Annotated in this window: 11 protein-coding genes and 1 pseudogene; 11 read left to right on the top strand and 1 reads right to left on the bottom strand. The window is 65.9% G+C overall.

Annotation, left to right across the window (positions count from 1 at the left end):
- Positions 1 to 83: 83 nt before the first annotated feature.
- Positions 84 to 953 carry an alpha/beta fold hydrolase BchO gene (gene bchO, locus RMP10_RS00430; RefSeq protein WP_310568555.1) on the bottom strand — a complete coding sequence of 290 codons (870 nt, stop codon included), beginning with the start codon at positions 951 to 953 and terminating at the stop codon, positions 84 to 86.
- A 194-nt stretch (positions 954 to 1,147) separates the two neighbouring features.
- Here bchO and pufB point away from each other — a divergent pair, with 194 nt between their 5' ends.
- The 11 genes and pseudogenes from pufB (at position 1,148) to RMP10_RS00375 (ending at position 11,442) form a co-directional block, all read left to right on the top strand.
- On the top strand, positions 1,148 to 1,282 hold the full coding sequence (pufB, locus tag RMP10_RS00425) for a light-harvesting antenna LH1, beta subunit (RefSeq protein WP_171225028.1): 135 nt from the start codon (positions 1,148 to 1,150) through the stop codon (positions 1,280 to 1,282).
- Positions 1,283 to 1,305: 23 nt separating this feature from the next.
- Positions 1,306 to 1,476, top strand: a complete 171-nt coding sequence (locus RMP10_RS00420; RefSeq protein ID WP_309673412.1) for a light-harvesting protein — start codon at positions 1,306 to 1,308, stop codon at positions 1,474 to 1,476.
- A gap of 85 nt (positions 1,477 to 1,561) precedes the next feature.
- On the top strand, positions 1,562 to 1,777 hold the full coding sequence (pufA, locus tag RMP10_RS00415) for a light-harvesting antenna LH1, alpha subunit (RefSeq protein WP_171225030.1): 216 nt from the start codon (positions 1,562 to 1,564) through the stop codon (positions 1,775 to 1,777).
- A 125-nt stretch (positions 1,778 to 1,902) separates the two neighbouring features.
- Positions 1,903 to 2,727, top strand: coding sequence for a photosynthetic reaction center subunit L (gene pufL, locus RMP10_RS00410; protein ID WP_171225031.1), 825 nt, complete (start codon positions 1,903 to 1,905; stop codon positions 2,725 to 2,727).
- A gap of 11 nt (positions 2,728 to 2,738) precedes the next feature.
- A pseudogene (gene pufM, locus RMP10_RS00405) lies at positions 2,739 to 3,644 on the top strand (photosynthetic reaction center subunit M); the annotation flags it as partial.
- Positions 3,645 to 3,913: 269 nt separating this feature from the next.
- Complete coding sequence (pufC, locus tag RMP10_RS00400; RefSeq protein ID WP_310568554.1) at positions 3,914 to 5,032, top strand: photosynthetic reaction center cytochrome PufC; 1,119 nt, start codon at positions 3,914 to 3,916, stop codon at positions 5,030 to 5,032.
- A 252-nt stretch (positions 5,033 to 5,284) separates the two neighbouring features.
- Positions 5,285 to 5,926 (top strand): VWA domain-containing protein, encoded by a 642-nt coding sequence (locus RMP10_RS00395; RefSeq protein ID WP_310568553.1) that lies wholly within the window; start codon positions 5,285 to 5,287, stop codon positions 5,924 to 5,926.
- Between the two features lie 4 nt (positions 5,927 to 5,930).
- Positions 5,931 to 6,977: a PP2C family serine/threonine-protein phosphatase gene (locus RMP10_RS00390; RefSeq protein WP_310568552.1), complete on the top strand. Its 1,047-nt coding sequence runs from the start codon at positions 5,931 to 5,933 to the stop codon at positions 6,975 to 6,977.
- A complete protein-coding gene (locus RMP10_RS00385; protein WP_310568551.1) occupies positions 6,965 to 8,389 on the top strand; it encodes a lipopolysaccharide kinase InaA family protein in 1,425 nt (474 codons plus the stop codon). Before RMP10_RS00390 ends, RMP10_RS00385 begins: the two co-directional genes overlap by 13 nt.
- A 35-nt stretch (positions 8,390 to 8,424) precedes the next feature.
- On the top strand, positions 8,425 to 9,804 hold the full coding sequence (locus RMP10_RS00380) for a hypothetical protein (protein ID WP_310568550.1): 1,380 nt from the start codon (positions 8,425 to 8,427) through the stop codon (positions 9,802 to 9,804).
- A gap of 9 nt (positions 9,805 to 9,813) precedes the next feature.
- Complete coding sequence (locus RMP10_RS00375) at positions 9,814 to 11,442, top strand: hypothetical protein (RefSeq protein ID WP_310568549.1); 1,629 nt, start codon at positions 9,814 to 9,816, stop codon at positions 11,440 to 11,442.
- The last annotated feature ends 11 nt before the right edge of the window (positions 11,443 to 11,453 follow it).

Raw genomic sequence — 11,453 nt, 5'->3', positions numbered from 1 at the left:
TCTCTTTTCTGTACGCCCCTAATTCTTAGCGCCCCTAATTCTTCGCGCTGTTGATTCTTAGCGCCGTTGACTCTTGGCGCCGTTCAAGCAGTCTCCCCACCTATCCATCGCGCCACCTCTTCCCCCCGCTCTTCCATAAGCAGGTGTCCTCCTTCCTCCACCCTGTACGTCGCCCCTCGCACGCTCGCCACCGCGCGCCGCAGTTGCGCTTCCGGCACCCACCGGTCCCGCCGCCCCGCGATCACATCGAGCGGCGTCTCCAGCGTGGCCAGATCACGCATGAGGGTGGGCAGATCCCACCGCGCCATCATGGCCAGCGCCGCGTGCACGTGCGTGGGCATCCCGCACAGCAGCTCATACTGCGCCAGTTGTGCCGGGGTGAGCGTGCTCCCCGTGCTGTCGAGCATCGCGCGGATGATGCGTGTGCCGGCGGCCAGTTTGGCGGCACTGAGCGCCACCGCATCGCTTTCGACCACCGATCCGATGATTGGCGCGATAAAGCGCACATACCACGCTGGCGGGGCCACCACGGCTGCGCAGAGCCCCACGATCCGCGCCGGCGCGATGCTGCGCTGCAGGGCCATGCGCAGCAGCACCGGCACCCCGGCCGATTGTGCGGCGGCAATCACCGGCTGCACCTGCAGCGCGTGGAGCAGCTGCTGAAGGGCGCGGGCCATGCCATCGATGGTGTAGACATTTCGCGCGCGCGCCACTGCCGGAGGCACCGCGGTGAAGCCGTGACCGGGCAAATCGGTCGCAATGACCGTAAACTTCTCTGAAAGTGCGGCGGCGCAGTCGGCCCAGGAGTGCGTACTGCCGCCCGTGCCGTGGACGAGGAGCACCACCGGGCCGGTGCCGAGCTGCTGGAAGTGCCAGCGAATGCCGTCGAGCTCGAGAAATCGGGAGTGTGCTCGGTGTGGCCAGCTCTGAGGTGGTTCAAAAAGGGACGACACGATGTTATCGAGTGCTAAATCGGAGTGGTATGCGCCGCGTACAGGAATATTACCGAAAAGCGTAAATTCTTCTTGACGCTTTTGAGTGTAAGGCACAGTTTACACCCGTCAACTGAAGCTAGTTGGCCGAGGCTGTGAGAGCTCGGCACCCCCGCCGCGCGGGTTGAGCGCGGCAACTCGCATTTTTCGGAGGCATGATGGAAAAAGGCGGAATGACTGAGGACGAGGCCCGGCGTTTTCACGGATACTTCGTGACCGGTACCCTCGGCTACATCATCGTTGCTGCAGTCGCGCATTTCCTTGCGTGGCAGTGGCGTCCGTGGTTCTAACCCTCTGATTCGGAGCACAACTGATGCACAGAATCTGGCAGGGCATGGATCCACAGATCATCATGAGCGGCCTCGGATTTTTCCTGGCTGGCATGGCGCTGATCATCCATATGTGGGCTTACTCGATTACGGGTTGGCCGAAGTACAAGAAGGCGCAGTACAACGCGCAGACGCCTCCGACAGCGGTCCGCTGACCTTTTTGTCAGCCTGACCCCTGCTGCGTGACGGTAGCCGCCGTCATGGTGGAAGGGCTCCTACACCTTCTCTCGAGGTTTTGTTATGCACCGCATTTGGTTGATGTTTGACCCACGACGCGTGATGGTCGCCATGGTTGGCTTCCTCGCCGTGCTCGCGCTGGTCATTCACTTCATCCTGCTCAGCTCGCAGCGCTATTCGTGGATCGAGAATGGTACGCTGTCAGCTGCCCAGGCGCCCGTCGGGGCATCGGCGCCAGCCGCTGCGGCAGAAATGTCGCCGCTTCCGCCAGGCCGATAATTCGTCGCGCGTCGTAGCCGGGATGGCGCCTCGCACGTGTCAGTGCGACGCCATCCCCGGCCGACGCCAGCGAGTGGTACCCTCCCCCCCGTTCGTCCATCTCTGCGCGTCCGGAGAGATCGCCCATGGCGATGCTGAGTTTTGAAAAGAAGTACCGTGTCCGCGGTGGTACGCTGATCGGCGGAGATCTGTTCGATTTCTGGTTCGGTCCGTTCTACGTGGGCTTCTTTGGGGTCACGACGATTTTCTTCGTCACACTCGGCACGCTCTTGTGCGTGTGGGGCGCGGCGATGGGACCGACGTGGAACCTCTGGCAGATCAGTATTGCCCCACCCGATCTCAAGTACGGTTTGGGGCTTGCCCCGCTCCGTGAAGGCGGGCTGTGGCAGATCATCACTTTGTGTGCACTTGGCGCCTTTGGTAGTTGGGCGCTGCGTCAAGCCGAGATCAGTCGAAAGCTCGGCATGGGCATGCACATCCCGTGGGCGTACGGCGGTGCCGTGCTCGCCTACGCAACACTCGTCGTGATCCGACCGATGCTCCTTGGCGCATGGGGACACGGCTTTCCGTACGGGATCTTCTCGCACTTGGATTGGGTGTCGAACGTGGGGTACCAGTACCTCCACTTCCACTACAATCCGGCGCACATGATCGCCGTGACCTTCTTCTTCACCAACTGCCTCGCCCTGGCGATGCACGGATCCCTGATCCTGTCGGTGACGAATCCGAAGAAAGGCACGCCCGTCGGGACCAGTGAAACTGAAAACGTTTTCTTCCGCGACCTGCTCGGCTACTCGATCGGCGCGATCGGCATCCACCGTCTCGGCCTGTTCCTCGCGGTCGGCGCAGCGGTTTGGAGTGCGATCTGCATCGTGATTTCCGGCCCCTTCTGGACCAAGGGCTGGCCTGAGTGGTGGAATTGGTGGCTCAATCTTCCGATCTGGCGCTGAGGCGAGGGCACATGCTCGAATACCAGAACCTCTTCACGCGCGTCCAGGTCCGGACACTTCCCGAAGCCGGCATCGAGATCGACGAATCGACCGGCACGCGCTACGGCACCGGGACCTTCTCGTATCTCGCCGGCAAGTTCGGCGACGCGCAGATCGGACCGATCTATCTCGGATGGGCAGGCGTCCTGTCGCTCATCTTCGGCTTCATGGCCTTCGAGATCATCGGTCTCAACATGTGGGCCTCGGTGGGCTGGGACCCGGTGGAGTTCATCCGGCAGCTTCCGTGGCTCGCCCTCGAACCGCCACCACCGCAGTACGGACTGCGGGTCCCGCCACTCGCGCAGGGTGGCTGGTATCTGATGGCCGGATTCTTCCTGACGATCAGCATCCTGCTCTGGTGGGTTCGCGTGTATCGCCGGGCCCGCGCCCTGAACATGGGCACGCACCTCCCGTGGGCCTTCGCCAGCGCGATCTTCCTGTACTCCACGTTCTTCTTCCAGCCGCTGCTCGTGGGCAGCTGGAGCGAGATGGTGCCCTTCGGCATCTTCCCGCACTTGGACTGGACGTCGGCGTTCTCGATTCGCTACGGCAACCTGTACTACAATCCGTTCCACGCCCTCTCCATCGCCTTCCTGTACGGCTCCGCCGTGTTGTTCGCGATGCACGGCGCCACCATTCTGGCGGTGGCCCGGTTGGGCGGTGAACGCGAAATCGAACAGATCACCGATCGTGGTACCGCCGCCGAACGTTCCATGCTGTTCTGGCGCTGGACCATGGGCTTCAACGCCACGATGGAATCGATTCACCGCTGGTCGTGGTGGTTTGCCGTGCTGACGACGTTCAGCGGCGGTATCGGCATCCTGCTCACGGGCACTGTGGTCGACAACTGGTACCTCTGGGGCGTGAAGCACGGCCTCGTGGCCCCGTACCCGGCGCAGAACACCCTGACGGAAGAACAGCAGCAGCTGCTGCGTGGTCGATATCAGGGCACCGCTCCGGATTCGTTTCCGTCGTATGTCGCTCCGCAGCCCGCGATGATGCTCGATTCGACCGCCATGATGGCTCCGGCGGATTCGATGACGGCCGATTCGACCAAGGTGGATTCTGTGGCGGCACCGTCCACGCCTGCCGCGGCCGCTCCGGCCACGGTCAAGCCGCCTGCTCCGTCCGTCGGAGGGAAGACGCCATGAGCATCCTTCGACGTTCCATCGGCCTCGTGGCCCCGCTTGCGCTGCTCTCCCTGGGCGCATGCGGTGACACGGCAACCGATTCGGTGCAGGTCGGGTATCGCGGCACCGGCATGGAGCAGAACTACGATCACGGTGACCTGAAGAAACAGTTCGCGCAGATCAAGATCCCCACGCCACTTCCTCCGGCAGGCGAGTCGCCGCCGGGTCCCCTCCCGTGGCAGAACGTGCAGGTGCTGAACGACATCTCGGTCGGTGAGTTCAACCGGACGATGGTGGCCATGAGCACCTGGGTGGCCGGCACCGGCAACTGTGCCTACTGCCACAACATCGCGAACCTCGCTGCTGACACGCTGCCCAACGGCAAGCCACTGTACACGAAGCTCGTGGCGCGACGCATGCTGCAGATGACCCGCCAGATCAACGGCCAGTACTCGCAGCACGTGAAGAACACCGGCGTCACCTGCTACACCTGTCACATGGGCAAGCCGCTGCCGAACGGTCTGTGGTTCTACTCGAGCCAGACGGACTATCTACGGCACTATCTCGATCGTGATGGCGCGCGTGTCGTTTCACGAGATGTGGCGCCGTCGAACGGGAATCGCAGCTCGGTGAAGCAGACGGAATGGACGTACGCACTCATGATTTCGCAGTCCCGCTCGTTGGGCGTGAACTGCACGTACTGTCACAACAGCCGTCAGTTCGCCAGCTGGAAGGAAGCACCGCCGGCTCGTGTCACCGCATACCATGGCATTCTCATGCTGCGTGACGTGAACCAGAACTACCTGTCGCCGCTGCAGCCGGTCTATCCGTCGGTGCGACTCGGCACGCAGGGCGATGCGCCGAAGGCGCAGTGCGTGACGTGCCACAACGGCAACTACAAGCCGCTGTATGGTGCGCAGATGGTGAAGGACTACCCTGCCCTCTGGGGTCGCGCGGATTGGAACGGCGTGCCCTTCAAGGGCCTCACGCCGACGGTGGACACCACGTCTGCCGCCGCGGCTCCGGCCGCTCCAGCCGCCGCACCAGTGCCGGCCGTGAAGCGCAGCAGTGCGCGGACCGTGCCGACGCCGACCGTGCTTGGCGGTGCCGTGGGCAGCCCGAACACGCCGAAGTAGGAGCAGCACCGCGCTTCCGCGCACAGGGCCCCTGGCCCACCGCGCGATCGACCCCGTAGTGCCGACTCGGTACTACGGGGTTTCGCGTTTCGGCGGCGTGCGGCAGGCATCCGGATCGTGACGCACCGACGTAGCGTTCCTAGATCCGCGCGTGACGTCGTCGTCCACGAAACCTCCGTCGCCCCGTCCGCATTCATCTCGCGAGTGCCGGTTCACCGGCCGTCCCCTTTCCGCCCTCCGAGCGAGCTTCCCGTGTCCACCCGTCGCCTTCCCGTTTACATCCTCGCCGACGTTTCCGGCTCGATGCAGGGTACCCCCATTGAGTCCGTGAAGTCCGGGATCCGGCAACTCCATCGTGATCTGCTCGGTGACCCGCAGGCGATCGAGAGCGCGTATCTGTCGGTGCTCACCTTCTCCAACGCCGCGCAGCAGATCGTGCCGCTCACGGAAGTCGCAATATTCAACCCGCCGGAGTTGCAGGCGAGCGGACAGACGAACTTCGGGGATGGGCTGCGCCTGTTGCTCGAGGTCTTCGAGCGCGAGTTGGTGCGCACGACCGCCGATCAGAAGGGCGACTGGCGTCCGTTGGTCTTTATTCTCTCCGACGGCGCGCCCACCGATGTCGACTGGCCCGTCTATGCGCAGCAGCTCCGCGAACGGCGCCCGGCCAACATCATCGCCGTGGCGTGCGGCGACCAGGCCGATGTCGAGGCGCTCAAGCAGGTCACCGAGATCGTGATTCAGATGCAGGACATGTCGCCCGACGCGTTCAAGGCGTTCTTCCGCTTCGTGTCGGCGTCGGTGAAACAGACGAGCGCGAAGGTGGGTGCGATGGCCGACGGCGGTGGCATTACGCTGCCGCCTCCGCCGCCCGGCATCACGATCGTACCGTAAACGCGTGCCCGACGAAACTTCGGAATCGGAGACACCCGATACGCTGCTGCCCGAGGTCCCGGTGGCAGCACCTGTAGCCGCGGAGCCCGCGCGCGCCATCTGGACGGTCACCCCGCCGATATCGCTGTGGTGCCCTGCGGAGTGGAGTGCCCATCTCGACGCCGTCGCTCCAGGGCTCCTGCGCCCCGACGCGCACGGCCCGCTAGCCGAAGCCACTGGTACGCGCGCGGCCCGCGACGGCTGGTCGTTGCTGGTGGCCTCGCGACGCGGCCGACTGCACGCGCATCGTGGCGATCATCGTGAAGATGCCGGTCAGCTGCTGCTGTTCGATCACGGCTGGTGCGCCGCAGTCGCCGATGGCGCCGGCTCAGCCACCTACAGTCGCCTCGGCGCCGCGATTGCCACGCACGTGGCGACGCACACCGTACGGGAGGCCTTGCAGCACGGACACGCCGACACCGCGCAACCGGCGCTCTTGGGGCGCGCCCTCGAGGACGGCGCCACGGCGGCCAATCGTGCGCTACGTGACTTCGCCGCGAAGTGTGGGCTCGCGCTGCGCGATCTGCGTACCACGTTGCTCGTCGCCGCGCATCATGGCGGCCGAATCGGCCTACTGCAGGTAGGCGATGGCGCGTCGGCGTGGCTCAACGCCGATGGCACCGTCTCCCAACCACTCAGCGGGGCGATCACCGAGTTCTCGGGCGAAGTGGCACACTTCCTTCCCGACGATGGCGCCATCGAGCACCTGGTGCAGTCGTTGGTGATCCGCGATGCGGCGCCCTGCGCGGCCCTCATTCTCGCCACCGACGGCGTGGAAGATCCGTGGTATCCGTTCACGCGGCATGCGGGCCCGCTCTACACCCAACTGCTGCACGGCGTGAACGACGCCGTGAGCGCCGGCGGCGTGACGTCGTCGCATCATGCGCCAGTGTTGAGCGCCCCCGATCCGGTGCATGCGCTCATCGAGTGGCTGGCCTTCGAGAAGCGCGGCGAGAACGACGATCGGACGCTGTGCGTGATCCGCCAGGACGGCGTAACATGGGCACCGTAAGCTGTCGCCTGACCGATGGGCGCGTATTGCAGCTCGAAGACGAACCCGTGGGCACCGGCGCCGAGAAGCGGGTGTTCCTTACGCGTGATCGGCTGTATGCCGTGGGCTTCTACTACGGGTCGCTGAGCGATCGCCGTGAGCGCGTCGATCGGCTCACGCGTATTCTGACCAACTACAATCCCACCCTCGCCGCCAACGGCGCCTACTGGACGCCGTACTACTCGTGGCCGGTGGGCATGGTCGACGGCGAGCACGCCGTTCCCGTGGACTTCGTACGCAAGCAGCAGCTGGTGTGGCCACCACTCGGTGTCGTCACGCCGACCTATCGCCCCAACTTCTACTTCGCCGATCGGTTCGGCACGAAGCAGGAGAAAGAGGTGCGATGGTTCACCGGCGGCAAGGCCTCGAAGTTCGTGCCGCAGGCGGAAGCGGGATCACTGCTCACGCGCCTACAGATCGCCGTGCGCCTCGCCCGAGCCGTGCGTCGCTTGCACATGGCCGGGCTCGCGCACGCCGACCTCTCCAACAAGAACGTGCTGGTCGATCCGAAGGGCGGCGACGCCTGCATCATCGATATCGACTCGCTCGTAGTTCCTGGCGTCGCCCCGCCATCAGTGCTCGGCACACCCGGCTACATCGCGCCGGAAGTGTTGGCCAACAAGGCGCAGCCCTCCATCGCCACCGACAAGCATGCGCTGGCGGTCTTGTTGTACGAGCTGTTACTCGAACGCCACCCGCTGCAGGGCAAGAAGGTGAACAGCGCGCGGTCCGCCGAGGAAGACGAGACGCTTTCCATGGGCGCGCAGGCGTTGTTTGTGGAGCACCCCACCGATCGCCGAAATCCTTCCGTGAAGCAGATCGACGTGCCGTACATGCGACTGGGTTCCGCTTTGGCCCAATGCTTCACGCGCACGTTCGTGGATGGATTGCATACGCCGTCGAAGCGCGCCGACGCGGCCGAGTGGGAGCTGGCGTTGTATCGCACGATGCAGCGCATGCACCCGTTGCCGTCGGGCAAGTGGACGATTGTCGGTGCCGGCTTGCCGAATACGTCGTTGCGTGGCGACGAGCGACTGGCGGGCACGCCGCTGATCACGGAGCTCTGGCGTGACACCGATCGCGGCATGGTGGACGAGAAGGATCAGCTCGTGCTCTGGCATCACCTCATGCTGCACGACTGGCATCTCTGTCTCGGCACACTGCCGGACGAGCGCGCCGATCGCACCCCGCGTGGCTACGTGGCGCAGCACGGCGGGAAGTGGTGGCTGGTGAACACCAGCGACACGCCGTGGTACATAGAGGGCGGCGCGGCCATTGGCCGCAACGCGTCGGTGGAGTGCGTGGGCGGGCTCTCGCTGCGTATCGGCGATGCGCTCCCGGCGCGCGTGCTGCGATTCAGCCACGTGGGCTGATTCCGACATCGGACTCGATCTCGTCTCCGCGTCTCATGACACCGCCTGTCCCGCCGCTTGGCTCGTCGGTCGTGCACGAGTCCGACGCGTTCCAGCGTGTAGGCCGCGCCCTGATCGCGAACTGGCTACAGTGGTCGCTGGACCCGAACGCCGGTGACCACGCCTCGACGTCGACGCAACAGCGCAATCGCCTGCTCGACGACACGGGCAGTGATCATCGTCCGCTGGTCGATCTCCTGCTCGACCTGGGACACAACGTGCGCCCCGCGCTGCAACGCATCGCGCCCACGCCGCTCTCGGCATCGGCGTGGGACACGGCGCGTGCGCCGTTAGTGCATCAGATCGTGTCGACGAGATATCTGCAGCCCGATGTGGCGCGTTGGGCGGTCGATGTGTGGGGCCGGGCGCTCGGGGTGTCACCGGCGCCGGGAGCGCGTGAGCGGATTGCCTCACCTCAGTTGCGGACCACGGAGATCGTGCCCGCTGCCGCGGCCACGGGTACCGCCAGCGCGGCGGCGGCCACGGCGAAAGCAACATTGGCCCGCGCCACCGCGCGCTTCGGGACCCTGCCACCGCTGCCCAGTGCGCCGACACCGGCGCGCCCGAATGCCCCATCGTGGGCCGGCGGGCCAGCGTCGTTCGGCGTGGGCGCCATTGTAAAGCCGGGCGCGCGTTCGGCGCTGGCCAACAGCGGACGACTCGTGCCCGGCGCATCCCGCGTGCAAGGTCCGAAGTATTCGTCGGTGGAGCGAATGGCCGGCATGGTGTTGGCCGGATTGTTGGTGGTGGTCTCGATCTCGATGTGGCGGGCGCTGGGCAATCGGACGCCATCAGCGGCCGGGGCGGCCGAGCCGGCCCTGTCGTCTTTGCCGGCGGCCTCAGTGCCCCGTGCAGCCACGATCACACCGCGACCCTCCACCAATGCATCACCGGCACGATCGGGCCCTGACACGCCTGCGGCGGCCCCGCACGAGCCGTTCACCGGCGCCGCAGAGTCGGCCACCGCACCCAATGCCCCGTTCGTCTCGCCGATGCTGGCCGGTGTGGCGGGCCGATACCGCGTGACCCAGCGCATCCGCTCCGTCGACGGGAGCTCCAGCTGCGAATCGGTGGCGAGCGCGCTTGGCGTGGGGCGCGAAACCGAAGAGCGTATCACGCACGTGCCGGGTCGCGCCGCGTTTCGCCTCGATTCGCGCGGCGTGGCGGGAACGCTCGACTCCGAGGGGCGCTTTGTCGCCGGGCCCCTGTCGGGGACCACAAACAACATTCCCTGGCAATTCCGGATGCGCGGTCGCTTTGTGTCCAACGGCTTCATCGGCGAGACGGAGACGTACACGCAGGCGATTCTTCGCTGGGGTCGTACGCAGTCGTGTGTGGTGACCGCCGACTTGAGCGCAATCCGTCTCCCCGAGTGAGCGCCTGACATGACGGCGTTCGTCGATCCGCGCGTGCGCATGCGCGATGCGCTGCGTCAGCTCGTGGAGCAGGAACCCACCTCGTGGGATCGGCCTTCGTTGCTGATTCTGCGCAACCGACTGCTGGATTTCACCGGCAGTGACGCACGTCCCCTGGCCGAACTGCTCGTCGAGGCGCTGCGTCGCGGCTTCCGAGAGCGACTACCTGACGGCGCGATGGAGTCGGCGCGCTGGGACGCACTGGTGGCGCCGTTCGTGATGCAATGGTCGGCCGAGCGGTTCGTGCAGCCGGACATGGCGCGCTGGGCGGTGGAGTGCTGGGGCTACGCACTCCGTGCAATTCAACCCGAGCAGCTCCGCATCGCGCCGCCGTCCAAGCGTGAACCGATGGCCGCCCTGGCCGCGCGATTGAACGCGACGGCCGCCACCAGTGGTGTACAGGCCGCCCGACGCGCGGGGCTCCAGATTGCGGCTGCGCCCCGCGCGAACCCGCGCGGGCCCTCGAGGGCCGCGCCGGCCCGTAGCACGGCGCCGGGGCCAGGACGTAGTGCCGCGCCGAGCACGCCGTACGCGCCCTACAACCCGCGTGCGCGGGTCGCGGGACCCGCCATGAATCCGTGGATCGCTCGCGGCATGGTAGGCGTGCTCGGACTCATGGGACTGGGCGTGATCGTGCAAGCCGCCGTCGGCGCGCGGAATGCAACGACGGTGCCGACGGAGCGCGTCGCGACACTGCCGGTCGCCCCCTCAGCCGCCAATGCTCGATCAGGTGCGCCCAACGCGAAGGTGCCCACCATCTCGAATCGCGTGGTGCCGCCGAGTCTCACCGGTGGCGTGACCATCAACGCACCGGCGAATCCCGGGGTCCCCTCGATTACACGGTCCATGCTGCCGACGGGCGCTGATAGCGCGCGTATGCTGTTCGTGGATCCCGCGCGTCGTGCGGTCGGCGATTCGCGTCAGGCCAACATTCCGCTCGTGGCGTCACAGGCGACCTACGATGAAGTACATCTCGAAGACGGCACTACGATGCGCGGCCGCGTGGAAATCGTGCGGGCGGGTGCGGTGATCTTTCGCGATTTGCGCACCGGGCTGCGTCACGAGCTGCGCAAGGAATCGATCAACGAAATCATCACGGAATTCGGGACGCCCGTGCGCTTCCGCGCGAACGCGGTGCGCAGTGCCGGCGGCCCGCCACGCTCGCGCGCCGTGGTCACCGCCGCCACCAACGCGGGGTTGCGCGCGCGCGGCGTGGGCGGATTCTATCGCATCCGCTATGCGGCGCCGGTGGCGGTGGGCTCCACCGAATGCGCGTCGGTGTGGACCCGCGCGCCTGATGCGGTGGATCGCGCCATCGTGCGCCACGCGCCGGGCGCGGATACGCTCACACTGGCCTTCGACGCAGGGGACAACTTTCCCAGTAACGTCGATCCAGACGGCTTCTTCGCGTCGACCTTTCGCATTGTGCCCGATCAGGCCCGCACCAGCACGGCGCTCACCACGCGACTCACCGGTCAGTTCCGGGCCAATGGCTCGCTGGCGCTCACGGTGAACATTGTGTTCTTCCGTCGCATGCGCAGTGGCGCCGATCTGGCCTGCACGGTCACCGTAAAAGCAGAAGGCCAGCGCGAGTCCTAGCGCTGGCCTGT

This window comes from Gemmatimonas sp., from assembly GCF_031426495.1.
In the GTDB taxonomy this organism is placed as follows: Bacteria; Gemmatimonadota; Gemmatimonadetes; order Gemmatimonadales; family Gemmatimonadaceae; genus Gemmatimonas.
This window is presented reverse-complemented; position numbering and strand designations above follow the sequence as displayed.

Bases quoted from the DNA above. Each gene is read 5' to 3' on its own strand.
- pufB (WP_171225028.1), top strand. From the start codon at position 1,148: ATGATGGAAAAAGGCGGAATGACTGAGGACGAGGCCCGGCGTTTTCAC.
- RMP10_RS00420 (WP_309673412.1), top strand. From the start codon at position 1,306: ATGCACAGAATCTGGCAGGGCATGGATCCACAGATCATCATGAGCGGC.
- pufA (WP_171225030.1), top strand. From the start codon at position 1,562: ATGCACCGCATTTGGTTGATGTTTGACCCACGACGCGTGATGGTCGCC.
- pufL (WP_171225031.1), top strand. From the start codon at position 1,903: ATGGCGATGCTGAGTTTTGAAAAGAAGTACCGTGTCCGCGGTGGTACG.
- pufC (WP_310568554.1), top strand. From the start codon at position 3,914: ATGAGCATCCTTCGACGTTCCATCGGCCTCGTGGCCCCGCTTGCGCTG.
- RMP10_RS00385 (WP_310568551.1), top strand. From the start codon at position 6,965: ATGGGCACCGTAAGCTGTCGCCTGACCGATGGGCGCGTATTGCAGCTC.
- RMP10_RS00380 (WP_310568550.1), top strand. From the start codon at position 8,425: ATGACACCGCCTGTCCCGCCGCTTGGCTCGTCGGTCGTGCACGAGTCC.
- RMP10_RS00375 (WP_310568549.1), top strand. From the start codon at position 9,814: ATGACGGCGTTCGTCGATCCGCGCGTGCGCATGCGCGATGCGCTGCGT.